Here is a 21,984-nt window from a genome sequence, read left to right as displayed (position 1 = left end):
CGAGGCCGTCACTACGGTGTGGAAAAAGGTGAGGAAAACCGGTGTCGGCCGAAAGTGGAGATGCGTGGATGAACGGGCCCGGAACCGACTCAGCTCTGGCACGACGGCTCGCCACGGCCGTACCGTCCCAGCACCGCAGGCTGGTGACCGAACTGGTGCGCACCGCCGTGACCGAGGCGATCGAAGCGGCCCGGCCGGGCACGGTGGACACCCTCGACCCGGCCGCCCCGTTCGCCACGCAGGGACTCGACTCGCTCGCCGCCGTCGACCTGCACCGGCGGCTGACCGAGCGCACCGGGCTCGACCTGCCGGTCGGTCTCGCCTACGACTGCCCGACCGTGCACGACCTGGCGGCCCGGCTGCTCGCCGAGGTGCACGGTACGACGGACGCCCCGGACGAGCCGGCCACCGACGGCGACGCCGACGAGCCCGTCGCGGTCGTCGGCATCGGCTGCCGCTTCCCCGGCGGCATCTCCTCGCCCGCCGACCTGTGGCGGCTGCTCACCGAGGGCGGCGAGGTGCTGTCCGGCTTCCCGCAGGACCGCGGCTGGGACCTGGACGCCCTCTTCGACGAGGACCCCGAGGTGCCCGGCAGCGCCTACGTCCGCAGCGGCGGATTCCTCGACACCGCCGCCGAGTTCGACGCCGACTTCTTCGGCATCAGCCCGCGCGAGGCGCTCGGCATGGACCCGCAGCAGCGGCTCGTCCTGGAGACGTCCTGGCAGGCGCTGGAGGACGCCGGCATCGACCCCACGGGGCTGCGCGGCACGCCGGCCGGCATGTTCTTCGGCGCCGAGGTGCAGGAGTACGGGCCGCGCCTGCACGACGCCCCGGACGGGCTCGACGCCTACCTGCTCGCCGGGAACGCGGGCAGCGTCATCTCCGGCCGGGTCGCCTACGTGCTCGGCGCCGAGGGGCCGGCCGTCACCGTCGACACCGCCTGCTCCGCCTCCCTGGTCGCCGTCCACCTGGCGTGCCGCTCGCTGCGCCAGGGCGAGTCCTCGCTCGCGCTCGCGGGCGGTGTCGCCGTCATGGGCGGTCCCGGTGTGTTCACCGCCTTCAGCCGGCAGCGGGGCCTCGCGCCCGACGGCCGCTGCAAGGCGTTCGCCGCCGCCGCGGACGGCACCGGATTCGCCGAGGGCGTCGGTGTGCTCGTCCTGGAGCGGCTGAGCGACGCGCGCCGCAACGGGCACCGCGTCCTGGCCCTCGTGCGTGGCTCGGCCGTCAACCAGGACGGCGCCTCCAACGGCCTCACCGCGCCCAACGGCACGTCCCAGCAGCGGCTGATCCGTCGGGCACTCGCCGACGCCGGCCTCACCGCCGCCGACGTCGACGTGGTCGAGGCACACGGCACCGGCACCCGGCTCGGCGACCCCATCGAGGCGACCGCGCTCCTCGCCACCTACGGCCAGGGCCGGCCCGACGGCGCCCCGCTGCTGCTCGGCTCGGTCAAGTCCAACCTCGGGCACACCCAGGCCGCCGCCGGTGCCGCCGGCATGATCAAGACGATCCTCGCCATGCGGCACGGCCGCGTGCCGGCGACCCTGCACGTCGACGCGCCCACCCCGAACGTCAACTGGTCCTCCGGCGCCGTGGAACTCGTCACCGAGGAACGCGCCTGGCCGCACACCGGCCGGGCCCGACGAGCGGGTGTGTCGTCCTTCGGCGTCAGCGGAACCAACGCCCACGTCATCCTGGAGGAGCCGGACCCCGCGGACGCCGGCCTTCCGGCACGGCCGCAGGGCGCGGGCGGTGACGCGGCCGGTGAGCTTCCGGTGCGGTCGGCGCTCGCGGACGGCGACGGCGCCTCCGAGCGGTCGGAATCCTCGCGCGGCGGTGCCCCCGAGCGGCCGGTGCGTGCGGACGCCGGTCCTTCCGGGCGGTCGGAGTCCTTGGGCAGCGCCCCTTCCCGGCGGTCGGAGTCCCCGGCGGCCGGCATACCGGTGCCCCCGGAGCCGGCGTCCCAGAACGCCGGCACCGGCGCCCGCCCGGCCCCGCCCCCCGGCACCCCCCTGCCCTTCGCTCTGTCCGCCCGCGGCCAGGCCGCCCTGCGGGCCCGTGCCGCCGGTCTGTTGCCGCTCGTGGACGAGGCCGATCCGCTCGACCTCGCTCACTCGCTGGCCACCACCCGGGCCGCCCTCGACGACCGGGCCGTCCTCGTCGCCACCGATCGCGACGAACTGCGCACCGCACTGGAGGATCTGGCCTCGGGGGCCACCCCGCTCACTCAGCGCGTCGACGGCGAGCTGGCCTTCCTGTTCACCGGGCAGGGCAGCCAGCGGATCGGCATGGGCCGCGAACTGGCCGCCGCCCACCCGGTGTTCGCCGACGCCCTGGACGACGTCTGCGCCCACTTCGACCTCCAGCTCGCCCGGCCGCTGACGGACGTCCTGTTCGCCGACCCCGGCACCCCCGAGGCCGAGCTGCTGCACCGTACCGAGTACGCGCAGCCCGCCCTGTTCGCCGTGGAGGTCGCCCTCCACCGGCTCCTGGAGAGCTGGGGCCTCGCCCCGGACCAGCTCGCCGGGCACTCCGTCGGCGAGATCGCCGCCGCGCACGTGGCCGGCGTGCTCACCCTCCAGGACGCGACGATCCTGGTCGCCGCCCGTGGCCGGCTCATGCAGCGACTGCCCGAGGGCGGCGCCATGGTCGCCGTACGCGCCACCGAGGACGAGGTGGCGCCGCTGCTCACCCCGCGCACCGGCATCGCCGCCGTCAACGGGCCCGCCGCCGTCGTGGTGTCCGGCGCCGCGGACGACGTGGAACGCATCGCCGCCGAACTCGCCGCGCGCGGCCACGACACCAAGCGGCTCCGGGTCAGCCACGCCTTCCACTCGCCGCTGATGGAACCGATGCTGGCCGAGTTCCGGCGCGTGGTGAACGTGCTCGACTTCGCCGAGCCGAGACTGCCGGTGGTCTCCACCGTCACCGGCGGACCCGTCACCACCGAGCTGTGCGACCCCGAGTACTGGGTGGAGCACGTACGCGCCCGGGTCCGCTTCCACGACGCCGTCCGCACCCTCGCCGACGCCGGGGTCCGGACCTTCCTGGAGGTCGGCCCCGACGCCGTACTGACCGCCATGGGCCCGGACTGCACCGACGTACCCGGCACCGCCTTCCTGCCGGTGCTGCGGCGCGAGCGGCCCGAGGCCCGCGAGGCCGTCGGCGCGCTCGCCGCCGCCCACGCCCGGGGCGTCCCCGTCGACTGGCGGCGGCACTTCGCCGGCCTCGGCGGGCGCCGCATCGACCTGCCGCCCTACCCGTTCCAGCGGCGCCGCTTCTGGCTGGAGCAGCGCGCCGCCACCGACGCCGCCGGCCTCGGCCAGCTCCCCGCCGGCCACCCGCTGCTGGCCGCCGTGGTGGCCGTCGGCGCCGAGGGCGTCGTACTGACCGGGCGGCTGTCCACCCGGACCCAGCCCTGGCTCGCCGACCACGTCATCGCCGGACGGGTGCTGTTCCCCGGCACCGCCTTCGTCGAACTCGCGCTGCGCGCAGGCGAGCACGTCGGCGCGCACACCCTGGAGGAACTGACCCTCGGCGCACCGCTCGTGCTGCGCGCCGACGAGGACGTCGCCGTCCAGGTCGCCGTCGGCGAACCCGACGAGGCCGGGCGCCGTCCCGTCACGGTCCACACCCGCGCCGACCGGGCCGCCCCCTGGACCCAGCACGCCGCCGGCGTCCTCACCACCACCGCCCCCGCCGCCACGGCCGACCTGACCGTGTGGCCTCCGAAGGACGCACAGCCGCTCGACACCGCCGGCGTCTACGCGGACCTCGCCGACCAGGGCTACGGGTACGGCCCCGCCTTCCAGGGCCTGCGCGCCGCCTGGCGGCAGGGTGACGACGTCTACGCCGAGGTCGCCCTGCCCGAGGAAGCGGCCACCGACGCCGCACAGTTCGGCCTGCACCCGGCCCTGCTCGACGCCGCGCTGCACGCCGCCGACCTCGACGCCCCGCCGCGCCCCGAGGTCCTGGTGCCGTTCGCCTGGAGCGGCGTCACCCTGCACGCCACCGGCGCGCCCGCCCTCCGCGTGAAGATCACCCGCGCCGGCGGTGACACCATCGCCCTGCGCCTCGCCGACGCCACCGGCGCCCCGGTGGCCGACATCGAGGCCCTGACCTCCCGTCCCGTACCGGACAGCGACGTCCTGTACGCGGTGCGGTGGTCGCCGTACCCCCGACCGGCGACCTCCGCACCACCCCTGCGCACCGCGGTCCTCACGGACTCCGTGGACGCCCTGCTCCGAGGCCCCGCCCCCGACGCCGTCGTGCACCGCGTGCCCGGCCCGGCGGACGCCGACGCCACCGCGGCACGCGCCCACGTCCACCACGTCCTGCGGCTGCTGCGCACCTGGCAGCGGGACGAGCGGCTGGCCGGCACCCGGCTCGTCGTCGTCACCCCGCCCGGCAGCCCCGCCCACGCGGCCGTCCGCGGCCTCGTCCGGTCCGCCCAGGCGGAGAACCCCGGCCGCTTTGTCCTCGTCGAGCACGAGGAGCTGCCCGGCGAGGCCGACCTGCGCCAGGCCCTCGCCACCGGCGAACCCGAACTGTCGCTCGCCGTCGGCGCGTTCGCCGTGCCCCGGCTGACCGTCCAGCCCTCCGGGGACGCGGCCACCGCCGACTGGGGCACCGTCCTCGTCACCGGCGGCACCGGCGGCCTCGGCGCGCTGCTCGCCCGGCACCTGGTCCGCACCCACGGCGTGCGCCGCCTGGTGCTCGCCGGCCGCCGCGGTACGGCCCCCGAGCTGCACGCCGAACTCACCGCGCTCGGCGCCGAGGTGACCGTCACCGCCTGCGACGTGGGCGACCGCGAGGCGCTGCGCCGGCTGCTCGACGAGCACCCCGTCGACTCCGTCGTGCACGCGGCGGGCACCGTCCGCGACGGCGTCGTGGACTCCCTCACCGACGCGATGGTCGACGAGGTCTTCCACGCCAAGGCGCTCGGCGCCTGGCACCTGCACGAGCTGACCCGGGACCGCGATCTCGCCCACTTCGTGCTGTTCTCCTCCCTCGCCGCCGTCCTCGACGGCCCCGGCCAGGGCAACTACGCCGCCGCCAACGCCTACCTCGACGCCCTCGCCGCGCACCGCGCAGCCCTCGGCCTGCCCGCCACCGCGCTCGCCTGGGGCCTGTGGGACACCGACAGCGGTATGGGCGCTCAACTGGACGAGGCCGCCCGCGAGCGCATCGCGGCCTACGGCGTCCCCGGCCTGTCCGCCGACCGCTCCCTGGAGCTGTTCGACACCGCCGTCCGCTCCCGCGCGCCTCACCTCGTCCCCGTCGAGATCGACGCCGCCGGCGTACGCCGCCGCACCGACGGCATACCGCCGCTGCTGACCGGCCTGGTCCGGCCGGTCACCCGCCGCGCCGCCGCGAGTGCCGCGCCCGCCACGGCCACGGAGGGACAGCTCGCGGCGCTGCCCGCCGCCGACCGCGATCGCGCCCTGCTCGACCTGGTGCGCACCGAGGTCGCGGCCGTCCTCCGGCACGACGGGCCGTCCGCCATCGACCCCGGCCGGGCCTTCACCGACCTCGGCTTCGACTCGCTGGCCGCCGTGGAACTGCGCAACCGGCTGGGCACCGCCACAGGGCTGCGGATGCCCGCCACCCTCGTCTTCGACCACCCCACCTCCCGCGCCCTCGCCGAGCACATCCGCGACACGCTCTTCGGCGCCGGCCCGCGGCACGCCCCCGCCGTCGCCGCCCGCACCGCACCGGACGACGACCCGATCGTCATCGTCGGCATGAGCTGCCGCTACCCCGGCGGGGTCCGCTCCCCGGAGGACCTGTGGCGGCTCGTCGCCGACGGCGTCGACGCGGTCGGCGGCTTCCCGGCCGACCGCGGCTGGGACACCGAGGCGCTGTACGACCCCGAGCCGGGCACCCCCGGCCGCACCTACACCCGCGAGGGCGCCTTCCTGTACGACGCGGCCGAGTTCGACGCCGGCTTCTTCGGCATCAGCCCCCGCGAGGCCACCGCCATGGACCCGCAGCAGCGGCTGCTCCTGGAGGTGTCCTGGGAGGCGCTGGAGCGTTCCGCCATCGACCCGCACCGGCTGCGCGGCTCCCGCACCGGCGTGTTCGCGGGCGTCATGTACCACGACTACGGCACCTGGCTCGCCGAGGTGCCCGAGGACCTCGCCGCCTACCTCGGCAACGGCAGCCTCGGCAGCGTCGTCTCCGGCCGGGTCGCCTACGCCCTCGGCCTGGAGGGACCGGCCGTCACCGTGGACACGGCCTGCTCCTCCTCCCTGGTCACCCTGCACCTGGCGGCCCAGGCGCTGCGGCAGGGCGAGTGCGACCTCGCCCTGGTCGGTGGCGTGACCGTCATGTCGACGCCGGACACGTTCATCGACTTCGCCCGGCAGCGCGGGCTGGCCGCCGACGGCCGCTGCAAGTCCTTCGCCGCCGCTGCCGACGGCACCGGCTGGGGCGAGGGCGCCGGCGTGCTCGTCGTGGAACGCCTCTCCGACGCGCGCCGCAACGGCCACCGCGTGCTCGCCCTGGTCCGTGGCTCCGCCGTCAACTCGGACGGCGCCTCCAACGGCCTGACCGCCCCCAACGGCCCCTCCCAGCAACGCGTCATCCGTGCCGCGCTGGCCGCCGCCGGGCTCGGCCCCGCCGACGTCGACGCCGTCGAGGCGCACGGCACCGGCACCACCCTCGGCGACCCGATCGAGGCCCAGGCGCTGCTCGCCACCTACGGCCAGGACCGCGCCGAACCGCTGTGGCTGGGCTCCGTCAAGTCGAACATGGGGCACACGCAGGCCGCCGCCGGAGTCGCCGGAGTCATCAAGATGGTGATGGCGATGCGCAACGGGGTCCTGCCGAAGACCCTGCACGTCGACGCGCCGTCCCCCCAGGTCGACTGGGACGCGGGCGCGGTACGGCTGCTCACCGAGCGACGCCCGTGGCCGGCCCCGGACCGGCCGCGCCGCGCCGGGGTGTCCTCCTTCGGGATCAGCGGCACCAACGCCCATGTGATCCTGGAGGAGTTCGCGCAGCCCGAGCCCGCCGAGCCGGACCTCGCCACCGCCCCGCCGGTGCTCGCCCTGCCCGTCTCCGCCCGCTCGCCCGAGGCCCTGCGCGGCCAGGCCCGCCGCCTGCGGGAGCTGACCGGCACGACCGCGGCCGACCTCGGCCTGGCCCTGGCCACCACCCGCGGCACCCATCCGCACCGCGCCGTGGTCCTCGCCGACGGCGACGACCAGGCCGCCGCCGCGCTGGACGCCCTGGCCCACGGCACCGAGGCACCCGGGCTGCTCGTCACCGGCTCCGCCACCGACGGCACGCTCGCCTACCTGTTCTCCGGTCAGGGCGCCCAGCGCCCCGGCATGGGCCGCGAATGGTACGACGCCTTCCCCGTCTACGCCGAGCACTTCGACCGCGCCGCCGCCCTGTTCGACAAGCACCTCGAACGCCCCCTGGCAGAGGTCGTGTTCGGTGACCACCCCGAGACCCTGGAGCAGACCGCCTACACCCAGGCCGCGCTGTTCACCACCCAGGTCGCGCTCTACCGGCTGCTGGAGTCCTTCGGACTGCGCCCCGACTGGCTGGCCGGCCACTCCGTCGGCGAGTTCGCCGCCGCGCACGTCGCGGGCGTGTGGTCGCTGCCGGACGCCGTCACCGCGGTCGCCGCCCGGGGCCGGCTCATGCAGGCACTGCCCGAGGGCGGCGCGATGATCGCCGTACAGGCCGCCGAGGAGGAGGTGGCGGCGCTGCTGGACGGGCGGTGCGGGATCGCCGCCGTCAACGGCCCCCGAGCCGTGGTCGTCTCCGGTGACGAGGACGCCGTGACCGAGGTCGCCGCACACTTCACGACGACCCGCCGGCTGCGGGTCTCACACGCCTTCCACTCGCCCCGGACGGAGCCCATGCTGGCCGAGTTCCGGGAGGTCATGACCGGCATCGAGGCCGCCGAACCGACCGTGCCGATCGTCTCCACCCTCACCGGCGCCCCGGCCACCGCCGCCGAACTCGGCGCCGCCGACTACTGGGTACGGCACGTGCGGCAGACCGTGCGCTTCGCCGACGCCGTCACCACGCTGGCCGCGAAGGGCGCCGGCACCTTCCTCGAACTCGGCGCCGCACCCGTGCTCACCGCCCTGGGCCCCGACTGCCTGCCGGACGCCGAGGACACCGCGTTCGTCCCGGCCGGCCGGAAGGACACCGACCCGCTGCCCGGCCTGCTGGCCGCCCTGGCCACCGTGCACACCCGGGGCTTCGACGTCGACTGGGCCACGCTGTACGCCTCGTACGAGGGCCGCCGGGTCGAGCTGCCCACCTACGCCTTCGAGCACCGCCGGTACTGGCTGCCCACGCCCGCCGTCGCCGTCGGCGACGCCGCCGGGCACGGGCTCGCCGCCGCCGGCCACCCGCTGGTCAGCGCCCGCCTTGACCTGCCCGGCGACGCCGGAGTCCTGCTCACCGGCCGGATCTCCACCGCCACCCACCCCGTCCTCGCCGAGCACGCCGTACTGGGCACGGTCCTGGTGCCCGGCGCCGCGCTGGTCGACCTCGCCCTGCACGCCGGACGCCTCACCGGACGCCCCGTCGTGGAGGAACTGACCCTCCAGGCCCCCCTGGTGCTGGCCGCGGACACCGCCGTCCACCTCCAGGTCGCCACCGGCCCCGACGGCACCGTCGAGATCCACTCACGCCCCGAGAACGCCCCGGCGGACGAGGGCTGGACCCGGCACGCCACCGGCACCCTCACCGGTTCGGTCACCGCGCCTGCGCCCGCCCCCGGCGCCTGGCCGCCGCCCGGCGCCACCCCGCTCGACGTCACCGGCCTCTACCCGCGGCTGCACGCCGAGGGCTACGACTACGGCCCCGTCTTCCGCGGCGTCAAGACCGCCTGGCGGCACGGCGACGCGCTCCTCGCCGAACTCGAACTGCCCGACTCCGCACGGCAGGACGCCGCCCGGCACACCCTGCACCCGGCCCTGCTGGACTCCGCCCTGCACGTCACGTCCCTCCTGGACGGCGAACCGGACGAGAGCACCGACGGCATCGCCCTGCCCTTCGCCTGGACCGGCGTCGCCCCGCACGCCCAGGGCGGGCTCACCGCCCGCGTCCGTGTCACCCCCGGCACCGACGGCACCCGCATCGACCTCGCCGACGGCGAGGGCCGGCCCCTCGCCACCGTCGAGTCCTATGTCACCCGGCCGGTCACCGCCGACCGGCTCACCCAGCGGCAGCGCCACCTGTACGCCGTCACCGACGAACCGCTGCCCGAGGCCGCCGGACGCCCCGACCGCCGTACCTGGGCGGTCCTCGGGGACGACGACCTGGGCCTCGGCGTCCCCGTGCACGCCGGCCTGGACGCGCTCGGCGCCTCCGTCCCCGACGTGGTGATCCTGCCGGTCACCGCACCGCGCGCCGACGGCGAGCGACTGCCCGGCGCCGTGCGGACCGTGCTCGGCCGCACCCTCCAGGCCCTGCGGGCCTGGACGGCCGACGACCGGTACGCCGGCTCCGTACTGGTGGTGCTCACCGGCGGCGGCCTCGCCGACGCCGCCGTCCACGGCCTGGTGCGGGCCGCGCAGGCCGAGGACCCCGGCCGGATCCTGCTCGTCGCACGGACCGGCCCCGACGGCCCCGTACCGGACCGGGCCGCCCTCGCCGCCCTCCTCGACTCCGGGGAGCCGGAGGTCCGCTGGCGGGACGGCCGCGCGCACGCCCCGCGCCTGGTGCGCGCCGACGACTCCCCGGCGAAGGACCGCCCGTGGGGCACCGTCCTCGTCACCGGTGGCACCGGCGGACTCGGCGCCCTCGTCGCCCGCCACCTGGCCGCCCGGCACGGCGTCACCCGCCTGGTGCTCACCAGCCGCCGCGGACCCGACGCGCCCGGCGCCGCCGAGCTGCGCGCGGACCTGGCGGAACTGGGCGCGAAGGCCGAGATCGTCGCCTGCGACGTGTCCGACCGCGCCGCGCTCGCCGCCCTGCTCACCGCGCACCCCGTCGACAGCGTCGTCCACACCGCAGGCGTCCTGGACGACGGCCTGGTGGCCTCGCTGACCCCGGAGCGGCTGGACACCGTGCTGCGGCCCAAGGCGGACGCCGCCTGGCACCTGCACGACCTCACCCTGGACCGGGAGCTGTCCCGCTTCGTGCTGTTCTCCTCGGCCGCCGGCACCCTCGACGCCTCCGGCCAGGGCAACTACGCCGCCGCCAACGTCTTCCTCGACGCGCTGGCCGCCCACCGCGCCGGGCTCGGCCTGCCCGCCACCTCCCTCGCCTGGGGACTGTGGTCCGGCGGCGGCATGGGCGCCGCCCTCGACCAGGCCGGGGTCCAGCGCATCGAACGCTCCGGCATCGGCGCGCTCGACCCGGGCGAGGCACTGGAGCTGTTCGACACCGCCGTGGCCACCGGCAGCCCCGCCCTGGTACCGGTACGGCTCGACACCGCGGCCCTGCGCCGGCGCGGCGACGACGTCCCGGCCGCCCTGCGGACCCTGGCCGGCGTCACCGCCCGCGCGGACGGCGACGACCGGGCCCGCACCCTGGGCGAGCGGCTGGCCGAACTCCCCGCCGCCGACCACGAACACACCGTCCTGGAGGCGGTCCGCACCGAGGTCGCCGCCGTCCTCGGCCACGCCGGACCGGCAGCCGTCGAACCGCGCCGCGCCTTCACCGAGCTCGGCTTCGACTCGCTCGCCGCCGTGGAACTGCGCAACCGGCTGAACGCGGTCTGCGGACTGCGCCTGCCGTCCACGCTGATCTTCGACTACGCCACCCCGGCGGCCCTCGCCGGCCACCTCCTCGAACGGCTCCTCCCGGACACCGCGGACCCCGAGCCCCCGGCCGCCACGCACGGCGACGACGAGCTGCGCGCCCTGATCTCCCGCATCCCCGTCGCCCGCATCCGCGAAGCCGGCCTGCTCGACAGCCTGTTGAAGCTCTCCGAGCGGGCCCCGGCCCCCGCCCCCGCCGACCGCGCCCTGGACATCAAGTCCATGGCCGTCGCCGACCTGGTGCGCGCCGCGCTCGACCGCAGCGGCACCCAGTGACCCCGCCCCGGTGCCGGACGACGCGCCGCGTCCGGCACCGGGCCACCCGTACCGGCGCACCTCCACCGCGTCACCAGCGCCGCCGAACCAGCAGGGAGCGACACCGACCGTGGACACATCCGTCGAGCAGATCGTCGAGGCGCTGCGCGAGTCATTGCTCGAAAACGAGCGGCTGCGCCAGCAGAACGCCCAGCTCACCGAGGCGGCGCAGGAGCCCGTCGCGATCGTCGCCATGAGCTGCCGCTACCCCGGCGGCGTCACCACCCCCGAACAGCTCTGGGAGCTGGTCGACACCGGCACGGACGCCGTCGGCGACTTCCCCGCGGACCGCGGCTGGGACGTCGAGGGCATCTACGACCCCGACCCCGACGCCCCCGGCAAGACCCATGTGCGCGAGGGCGGCTTCCTGTACGACGCGCCGCGGTTCGACCCCGGCTTCTTCGGCATCAGCCCCCGCGAGGCCATCGCCATGGACCCGCAGCAGCGGCTGCTGCTGGAAACGTCCTGGGAGGCCTTCGAACGCGCCGGCATCGACCCGCACGCCCTCAAGGGCAGCCGCACCGGCATCTACGCGGGCGTCATGTACCACGACTACGGCAGCTGGCTCACCGAGGTGCCGGAGGGCGTCGAGGGCTACCTCGGCAACGGCAACCTGGGCAGCGTCGCCTCCGGCCGCGTCTCCTACACCCTCGGCCTGGAGGGGCCCGCCGTCACCGTCGACACCGCCTGCTCCTCCTCGCTCGTCGCCCTCCACCTCGCGGTGCAGGCACTGCGCACCGGCGAGTGCGACCTCGCTCTCGCGGGCGGCGTCACGGTCATGTCCACCCCGGACACCTTCATCGACTTCTCCCGCCAGCGCGGGCTCGCGCTGGACGGCCGCTGCAAGTCCTTCGCGGAGGGCGCGGACGGCACCGGCTGGGGCGAGGGTGCCGGACTGCTCCTGCTGGAACGGCTCAGCGACGCCAGGCGCAACGGCCACCGGGTGCTGGCCGTGGTGCGCGGCTCGGCCGTCAACCAGGACGGCGCCTCCAACGGCCTCACCGCCCCCAACGGCCCCTCCCAGCAGCGGGTCATCCGCGCCGCCCTCGCCGACGCCCGCCTGGAACCCCGCCAGGTGCACGCCGTCGAGGCCCACGGCACCGGAACCCCGCTGGGCGACCCGATCGAGGCCCAGGCCCTGCTGGCCACCTACGGCCAGGACCGGGCCGAACCGCTGTGGCTGGGCTCGGTCAAGTCCAACATCGGGCACACCCAGGCCGCCGCCGGTGTCGCCGGCGTCATCAAGATGGTGATGGCCATGCGGCACGGCCGGCTGCCCAGGACCCTGCACGCCGAACGGCCGACCTCCCAGGTGGACTGGGAGGAGGGCGCCGTCGAACTGCTGAAGGACGCCCGCGACTGGCCCGCCGACGGCGAGCCCCGCCGCGCCGCCGTCTCCTCCTTCGGCATCAGCGGCACCAACGCCCACGTCATCATCGAGGCGGCCCCGGAGCCCGAGGCCCGCGCGCAGGAGCCCTCCTGGACGGGCCCGCTCCCGCTGGTGCTGTCCGGCCACGGCGAACAGGGCCTCGCCGCCCAGGCCCGCACCCTGCTGGACCACCTCACCACCGGCACCGACCCCGTCCCCGACATCGCCCACACCCTCGCCACCGGACGCGCCGCGCTCACCGAGCGGGCCGTCGTCACCGGCGCCGACCTGCCCGCCCTCACCGCGGGCCTGACCGCCCTCGCCGAGGGCGGCACCGCACCGAACGTGGTGCGCGGCAGGCCCGCGGCCGAGTCCCGGATCGCCTTCGTCTTCCCCGGACAGGGCTCCCAGTGGGCCGGGATGGCCGCCGACCTGCTCGACACCTCACCCGAGTTCGCCGCGCGCATGGCCGACTGCGCCGCCGCCCTCGCGCCCGTCACCGACTGGGACCTCATGGAGACCGTGCGGGCGCGGCAGCCGCTGGAGCGGGTGGACGTCGTCCAGCCCGTGCTGTGGGCGATCATGGTGTCGCTCGCCGAGGTGTGGCGCGCCCACGGGGTCCGGCCCGCCGCCGTCATCGGCCACTCCCAGGGCGAGATCGCCGCCGCCTGTGTGGCCGGCGCGCTCTCCCTCGCCGACGGCGCCCGTGTCGTCGCCCTGCGCAGCCAGGCCATCGCCCGCGAACTCTCCGGCCGCGGCGGCATGATGTCGGTGGCCCTGCCCGAGGCCCGGGTGCGCGAGCTCACCGCCCGCTACGACGGCCGGGTATCGGTGGCCGCCGTCAACGGCGCCTCCTCCGTGGTGCTGTCCGGCGACGCCGACGCCCTGGACGAACTGCGCGAGACCATCGTGGCCGGCGGCGACCGCGCCAAGCGGCTCCCCGTGGACTACGCCTCGCACTCCGCGCACGTCGAGTCGATCCGGGAGCGGCTGCTCGCCGACCTGGCGGGCATCCAGGCCCGGCCCGCCGAGGTGCCGTTCTACTCCACGGTCACCGGCGCCCGGCTCGACACCACCCGCCTGGACGCCGGGTACTGGTACACCAACCTGCGCCAGAGCGTGCTGTTCGAGCCCACCACCCGCACCCTGCTCGACGCCGGGTACGGGGTGTTCGTGGAGTGCAGCCCGCACCCCGTGCTGCTGCACAGCATCGAGGAGACCGCCGACGCCGCGGGCGCCGACGTCACCGGCCTCGGCTCGCTGCGCCGCGACGACGGCGGCCCCGAGCGCGTCCTGACCGCCCTGGGCGAGGCGTTCGTCGCGGGCGTGCCGGTCGACTGGTCGGCCGTGTTCGGCGGCATGCCGGTCCGTGCCGCCGACCTGCCCACCTACGCCTTCCAGCGCGAGCGGTACTGGCTGGGCGGGTCCGCCGCCACCGGTGACGTCACCGCCGCCGGCCTGGACACCACCGGCCACCCGCTGCTGGGCGCCGCCGTCCCGGTCGCCGAGGGCGGCACCCTGTTCACCGGCCGTCTCTCCACCGTCACCGCCCCCTGGCTGGCCGACCACGCCGTGTCCGGCACCCCCCTGCTGCCCGGGACCGGCCTGGTCGAGCTGGCGCTCGGCGCGGGCCACGACCTCGGCTGCGGGCATCTCGCCGAACTGACCCTCCAGGCACCGCTGCCGCTGCCCGAGCGGGGCGCGGTCCAGCTCCAGCTGCACGTGGCCGCCGCCGACGACAGCGGCCACCGCGCGCTGACCGTCCACTCCCGCCCCGAGGGCGCCGACGACACGGCCTGGACGCTGCACGCCACCGGCCTGCTGGCCCCGTCGGCAGCCCCGCCGTCCTTCGACCTGACGGCCTGGCCGCCCCAGGGCGCGCAGCCCGTACCGGTCGAGGACGCCTACGACCGTCTGGCCGGCCTCGGCTACGACTACGGGCCCGCCTTCCAGGGGCTGCGCGCGGTCTGGCGGCGCGGCGACGAGACCTTCGCCGAGGTGGAACTGCCCGTCGAGCGCGAGGGTTTCGCCCTGCACCCGGCGCTGTTCGACGCCGCCCTGCACGCCGACGGCCTCACCGCCGACGGTTCGCCGGCCGACGGCCCCTCCGCCGACGGCCAGGGCACCGCCCGGCTGCCCTTCGCCTGGACCGGCGTCTCGCTGTACGCGGCCGGGGCCACCGCCCTGCGCGTCCGGCTGCACGGCGGCGACACGCTCTCCGTCCAGCTGGCCGACCCCACGGGCGCCCCGGTCGCCGAGGTCGAGGCCCTCGTCTCCCGGCCCGTCGACCCGGCCGCCCTCACCCCGGCCGCCCGCCCGGACGACCTGTACCGCCTGGACTGGCCGGCCCTGCCCGTGCCCGAGGCGCCCGCGCCCGGGTACGCCGTCCTGGACGAGCACGGCCCGGCCGCGCTGGACACCGTGCCCGCCTGGGTGGTGCTGCCGGCCGGCGACCCCGACCCGGTCACCGGCGCGCGCCGGGCGACCGAGCGGGTACTGGCCGCCCTTCAGGACTGGCTGGCCGACGAACGCACCGCCTCCGCCCGGCTGCTGGTGCTCACGCGGGGCGCCGTCGCGGTGGGGGAGGAGGACGTCACCGATCTGGCGGGGGCCGCCGTGTGGGGCCTGGTCCGGGCCGCGCAGGGCGAGCACCCGGAGCGGTTCGTGCTCGTGGACGGCGCCGACGCCGAAGCCGCGGTGGCCGTCGCGGCGGTCACCGGAGAACCCCAACTCGCCCTGCGCGACGGCACCGTGCACGTGCCCCGGCTCACCCGAGCCACCCCGCGAGGACCGGCGCCCGCCCTCGACCCCGACGGCACCGTGCTGATCACCGGCGGCACCGGCGTGCTCGGCGCCCTGGTCGCCCGGCACCTGGTCGCCGCGCACGGCGTGCGCCGCCTGGTGCTGGCCGGGCGCAGCGGCACCGCCGCCGACGGCTTCGCCGACCTGGACGCGGAGATCGCCGTGGCCCGCTGCGACGCCGCCGACCGCGACCAACTGGCCCGCCTCCTCGCCGGCGTACCGGCCGAGCACCCGCTGACCGCCGTCGTCCACCTCGCCGGCGTCCTCGACGACGGACTGGTGACCGACCAGACGCCCGAGCGCCTGGACGCCGTACTGCGCCCCAAGGCCGACGCCGCCTGGCACCTGCACGAGCTGACCCGCGACCTCGGCCTCACCGCGTTCGTGCTGTTCTCCTCAGCCGCCGGCACGCTCGACGGCGCCGGGCAGTCCGGCTACGCCGCCGCCAACGCCTTCCTCGACGCGCTGGCCGCCCACCGCCGGCACCACGGTCTGCCCGCGCACTCGCTGGCCTGGGGCTTCTGGGAGCAGCGCACCGGACTGACCGCCCACCTCACCGACGCCGACGTGGCCCGCATGGCCCGCGCGGGCGTCCGCCCCCTGACCACCGAGGAGGGCCTGCGGCTGCTCGACGCCGCCCTGGGCGCCGCCGAGCCGCTGCTGCTCCCGGTCGGCCTGGACCTGGCCGTCCTGCGCCGCGCCGGCGACGTCCCGGCCGTGCTGCGCGGCCTGGTGCCCGTGCGTGCCCGCCGTGCCGCGGCCTCCCGTGCGGACGCCGGGTCGCTCACCGACCGGCTGGCCGCCCTCGGCCCCGCCGAACGCGACGCGGCCCTCACGGAACTCGTCCGCACCCATGTCGCCGCCGTCCTCGGCCACGGCGGTGACATGACGCTCGATCCGCGCCGCTCCTTCCGCGAGCTGGGCTTCGACTCGCTGACCGCCGTGGAACTGCGCAACCGCCTGGGCACCGCGGTCGGCCTGCGCCTGCCCGCCACCCTCGTCTTCGACTACCCCGACGCGGGCGCCCTCGTGGGATTCCTGCGGAGCGAACTCTTCGGAGACCAGGCCGAGGCCGCCGCCGAGGCCACCGTGCGGGAAGCCGACGAGCCGGTCGCCATCGTCGCCATGGCCTGCCGCTACCCCGGCGGCGTCAGCACACCCGAGGAACTGTGGCGGCTGCTCGCCGACGGCGGTGACGGCATCGGCGCCTTCCCCACCGACCGCGGCTGGGACCTGGACGGCCTGTACGACCCGGAGCCGGGCAAGGCCGGGCACTCCCCCACCCGTGCGGGCGGTTTCCTGTACGACGCCGCCGACTTCGACCCCGACTTCTTCGGCATCGGCCCGCGCGAGGCCCTCGCCATGGACCCGCAGCAGCGGCTGCTGCTGGAGACGTCCTGGGAGGCGCTGGAACGGGCCGGCATCGACCCGCACTCCGTGCGCGGCAGCCGCACCGGCGTCTTCGCCGGCGTCATGTACCACGACTACGGCAGCCGGCTGCGGCACGTCCCCGAGTCCGTCCGGGACTACCTCGGCAACGGCAGCCTCGGCAGCGTGGCCTCCGGCAGGGTCGCCTACGCCCTCGGCCTGGAGGGCCCGACGCTCACCGTCGACACGGCCTGCTCGTCGTCCCTGGTGGCACTGCACCTGGCCGCGCAGGCGCTGCGCCAGGGCGAGTGCACCCTGGCCCTGGCCGGCGGTGTGTCCGTGATGTCGACCGTCGACACCTTCGTGGACTTCAGCAGGCAGCGCAACCTCGCGGCCGACGGCCACGCCAAGTCCTTCGCCGACGCCGCCGACGGCACGGCCCTGTCCGAGGGCGCCGGCATGCTCGTCCTGGAGCGGCTGTCGGACGCGCGGCGCAACGGCCACGAGGTGCTGGCGGTCGTCCGTGGCTCCGCCGTGAACCAGGACGGCGCCTCCAACGGCCTGACCGCGCCGAACGGTCCGTCGCAGCAGCGGGTGATCCGGCAGGCGCTTGCGTCGGCCCGGTTGTCGGCGGCGGACGTGGACGTGGTGGAGGCGCACGGCACGGGCACGACGCTGGGCGACCCGATCGAGGCGCAGGCGCTGCTGGCCACCTATGGCCAGGAACGTCCCTCTGACACGCCGCTGTGGCTGGGGTCGGTCAAGTCCAACATCGGTCACACGCAGGCCGCCGCCGGTGTGGCGGGTGTCATCAAGATGGTGATGGCGATGCGCCACGGGGTGCTGCCGAGGACGCTGCACGTGGACCGGCCGTCCACGAAGGTGGACTGGGACACCGGGCAGGTGCGGCTGCTGACGGAGGAGCAGCCCTGGCCCCGGACCGACCGGCCGCGCCGGGCCGGTGTGTCCTCCTTCGGGATCAGCGGCACCAACGTCCACACCATCATCGAGGAGGCCCCGGCCGAGGAGCCCGCATCGGAGACGGACGCGGCGTCGGCCCCGCTGCTGCCCCTCGTGATCTCCGGCGCCACCCCCGAGGCCCTGGCCGCGCAGGCCGGACGGCTGCGCGCGGTCGCCGACCGGCCGCTGCCCGACCTCGCCCGCTCCCTGGCCTCGGGCCGCGCCGCCCTCACCCACCGGGCCGCCGTCGTGGCCCGCGACCGGGACGAACTCCTCACCGGGCTCACCGCGCTGACCGACGGCACCGCATCGGACACCGTGGTCCGCGGCCGGCCCGCCGGCGGCAAGGTCGCCTTCCTCTTCACCGGCCAGGGCGCCCAGCGCCCCGGCATGGGCCGCGCCCTGTACGCCGCCCACCCGGCCTTCCGGCGGGCGCTCGACGAGGTCTGCCAGGCGCTCGACGCCCACCTCGACCGCCCGCTGCGGGACGTGATGTGGGCCGAGCCCGGCACCGAGGACGCCGGCCTGCTCGACCACACCCTCTACACGCAGAGCGCCCTGTTCGCCGTCGAGACCGCCCTGTACCGGCTGCTGGAGTCCTCCGGCGTACGGCCCGACTGGCTCGCCGGGCACTCCATCGGCGAACTGACGGCCGCGCACGTGGCCGGGGTCTGGGACCTGGCGGACGCCGCCCGGCTGGTCGCCGCCCGCGGCCGGCTGATGCAGGCGCTGCCCGCCGGCGGCGCGATGCTCGCCGTCGACGCCACCGAGGAGGAGGTGCTGGAACACCTCGGGCCCGAGGTGTCCGTCGCCGCCGTCAACGGGCCCCGCGCCGTCGTCGTCTCCGGCACCGAGGCCGCCGTCTCCGCCGTCGCCGAGGCCTTCTCCGACCGCCGCACCAAGCGGCTGCGGGTCAGCCACGCCTTCCACTCCCCGCTGATGGACCCGATGCTGGCGGAGTTCGAGAAGACCGCCCGCGAACTGCGGTACGCGCCGCCCGCGATCCCCGTCGTGTCCGACGTGACCGGCGTACGCGCGGGCGAGGACCAGCTGTGCGCGCCCGAGTACTGGGTCCGGCACGTCCGCGAGGCGGTCCGCTTCGGCGACGGCGTCCGGACGCTGGAGGCCGACGGCGTGCGCACCTTCCTCGAACTCGGCCCCGACGCCGTCCTGTCGGCCATGGGGGCGCAGGCCGTCGCCGACGCCGAACGGTCGGCGTTCGTCCCCGCGCTGCGCCGTGACCGCGACGAGGAGCAGACCTTCGCGACGCTGCTCGGGGCCGCCCACGTGCGCGGTGTGACCATCGACTGGCAACGGGTCTTCGCCGGTACCGGCGCCCGCCGCACCGATCTGCCGACCTACGCCTTCCAGCGGCGGCGGCTGTGGCTGGACGACGAGCCCGGCGCGGTCACCGACGCCGGCGGGCTGGGCCAGGCACCGGCCGGCCACCCGATGCTCGGCGCCGCCCTGGACCTGGCCGGCGACGACCAGGTGGCACTCACCGGGCGGCTGTCCCTCGCCACCCACCCGTGGCTCGCGGACCACGCCGTGGCCGGAGTCGTCCTCGTCCCCGGCAGCGCCTTCGTCGAACTGGCCGTACAGGCCGGCGACCGCACACACTGCCCGCGCGTGGAGGAACTCACCCTGGAACGGCCCCTGGTCCTGCCCGAGCGGGGCGCCGTCCACCTCCAGGTGGCCGCGGCGGCCCCCGACGCCGACGGGCGCCGGCGGCTGACCGTGCACGCCCGGCCCGAGGGAGCGGAAGCGGAGTGGACCCGGCACGCCACCGGCGTCCTCGCCCCGCACACCGTCCCCGAGCCGGCCCCCGTCACCGACTGGCCGCCCGCCGGAGCCGTCCCCGTGGACGTCAGCGGCACCTACGACCACCTCGCCGAGCAGGGCTACCACTACGGCCCGTCCTTCCGCTGCCTGCGCGGCGCCTGGCGGCTCGGCGAGGAGGTGTGGGCCGAACTCGCCCTGCCCGACGCCGAAGCGGCCGACGGCTTCGCACTGCACCCTGCGCTGCTCGACTCCACGCTCCACGCCATCGACCTGCTCGCCGGCCAGGACCCGACCGTGATGACCCTGCCCTTCTCCTGGGAGGGCGTCACCCTGCACGCCACCGGCGCCACGGCCGTCCGGCTGCGCCTCACCCCGCACGGCACCGACCACATGACCCTGCGCCTGTACGACGGCACGGGCGCCCCCGTCGCCGAGGTGACCGCGCTGCGCGTCCGCCAGGTCACCACCGGGCAACTGCAAGCGGCCGCACCCGCCCCCGGCGACCTGTTCCGCGTGCGCTGGACCGAACTCCCACTCACCCTCACCGACCCGGCCCCCGAACCCCGCACCCTCACCGTGACGGCGGACGGCTCCGCGTCCGCGTCGGGCATGTTCACAGTGGCGGCGGAGGGTGGTGCCGGTGCCGGCTCGGGGGACGGTTCCGCGTCCATTACCGAGACCCCCTCCGTGCCCGGGACTCCCCCCGTGGCCGCGAACGGTGTTCCCCGGGCCGGTCAGACCGACGGCCCCGGGCCCCGTACCCTCACCGTGCCCGGGAACCCCGGTGCCGGCCCGGCGGACGGTTCCCCGGCCCCCACCGGGGCCCCGGACGGCGAACCGGGTGCCGACCTGCCCGCGCTGGCGCGTCGGACCGCCGTGCAGGCCCTCGCCGCGCTGCGGCGGGACCTCGCGGACGTGCCGGAGGGCGGCGCGCCGCTGGCGGTGGTGACCCGGTCCGCCGTCGCCGTGCACGCCGACGCCGTGCCCGACCCGGCACAGGCCGTGCTCTGGGGCATGGTGCGGGCGGCGGCGGTCGAGCACCCCGGCCGGTTCGTGCTCGTCGACACCGACGACGACCCGGCCTCGGCCGCCGTCCTCCCGGCCGCCGTGGCCACCGGCGCACCCGAACTCGCCCTGCGCGCGGGCACGGTGTACGTGCCGGAACTGGCCAGGGCCACGGACGCGGAGCCCGGCCCGGCGCCCGCGCTGGATCCCGAGGGCACCGTCCTCGTCACCGGCGGTACCGGCAGCCTCGGCCGGCTGCTGGCCCGGCACCTGGTCACCCGGCACGGCGTGCGCCACCTGCTGCTGACCGGCCGCGGCGGGCGCCTGTCCGAGCCCGGCGCCCTGGACGACCTCGCCGCCCTCGGCGCGCAGGTGACCGTCGCCGCCTGCGACGCCGCCGACCGGGACGCGCTCGCCGCCCTGCTGGCGTCCGTGCCGGCCGAGCACCCGCTGACCGCCGTGGTGCACGCCGCCGGCGTCCTGGACGACGGGCTGCTCACCGACCTCACCCCCGAGCGGCTGGAGGCGGTGATGCGCCCGAAGGCCGACGCCGCCTGGCATCTGCACGAGCTGACCCGCGACCTCGGTCTCGCCGCGTTCGTCCTGTTCTCCTCCGCCGCCGGAACCCTGGGCGCGGCGGGGCAGGCCAACTACGCCGCCGGGAACGCCTTCCTGGACGCCCTCGCCGCGCGGCGCCGTGCCGAGGGGCTGCCGGCCCTGTCGCTGGGCTGGGGACTGTGGGACACGGGGGAGGGCATGGCGGCCGGTCTCGGCGAGACGGAACTGCGCCGGCTGGCCCGCGACGGCATCCTGCCGCTGCCCGCCGACCGCGCGCTGGACCTGTTCGACCGGGCGCTGACCGAGGCGGGCACCCCGGCCGCCGACCGCGCCCTGCTGCTCCCGGTCCGCGTCCAGATCACCGCCGACGCCCCCGCCCTGGTGCGGGGCCTCGCCCCGGCGGCCGTACGCCGCACCGCCGGGGCGGCGGCCACCGAGGCGCCGGCAGCCGTCGAGTCGCTGCCGCGGCGGCTGGCCCGGCTGAGCGCCGCCGACGCCGTGCGGCTGCTGGTGGAGACGGTGTGCGGGCACGTCGCCGACGTCCTCGGCCACGGCTCCGGCAGTGCCGTCGACCCGCAGCGTTCCCTGGGCGACCTGGGCGTGGACTCGCTCGCCGCCCTCGACCTGCGCAACCGGCTCAGCGCCGACACCGGCCTCCGGCTGTCCACCACGCTCACCTTCGACTACCCGACCTCCGAAGCCCTCGCCCGGCACCTCTTCGAGGAGCTGGGCGGCGACAGCTCCGGCGACCCGGTCGACATCGAGGCCGAAGTGGTACGGCTGGAGACGCTGTTGGGTACGGCGCTGGACTCGGCCGCGCTGGACGAGGAGCAGCGGGCCCGGGTGGCCGCCCGGCTGCGCACCCTGAGCGCGCGCTGGGACGGCACCGGCGAGTGGCGGGAGAGCGGCACCGGTCCCACCGGGGACACGGGACTGGAGACGGCCACGGCCGACGAGCTGTTCGACATCCTGGACGACGAACTGGGCAGCTTCAGCTGAGGCGCACGCCCGACGGAGCGCGGCCCCACCGGAGGTCTCTCCGGTGGGGCCGCGCTCCGTTCGGTGGTCCCGGTCCGTGGACGGCGAGCC

Annotated in this window: 2 protein-coding genes; both read left to right on the top strand. The window is 76.6% G+C overall.

Annotated elements, in window-relative coordinates:
- Positions 1-68 precede the first annotated feature (68 nt).
- Positions 69-11,012, top strand: coding sequence for an SDR family NAD(P)-dependent oxidoreductase (locus ACH4LD_RS15310; RefSeq protein WP_398055181.1), 10,944 nt, complete (start codon positions 69-71; stop codon positions 11,010-11,012).
- Positions 11,013-11,121: 109 nt separating this feature from the next.
- Positions 11,122-21,894 (top strand): SDR family NAD(P)-dependent oxidoreductase, encoded by a 10,773-nt coding sequence (locus tag ACH4LD_RS15305; RefSeq protein WP_398055180.1) that lies wholly within the window; start codon positions 11,122-11,124, stop codon positions 21,892-21,894.
- The last annotated feature ends 90 nt before the right edge of the window (positions 21,895-21,984 follow it).

This window comes from Streptomyces sp. NPDC017676 (assembly GCF_044329325.1).
GTDB lineage: Bacteria > Actinomycetota > Actinomycetes > Streptomycetales > Streptomycetaceae > Streptomyces.
This window is presented reverse-complemented; position numbering and strand designations above follow the sequence as displayed.

Bases quoted from the DNA above. Each gene is read 5' to 3' on its own strand.
- ACH4LD_RS15310 (WP_398055181.1), top strand. From the start codon at position 69: ATGAACGGGCCCGGAACCGACTCAGCTCTGGCACGACGGCTCGCCACG.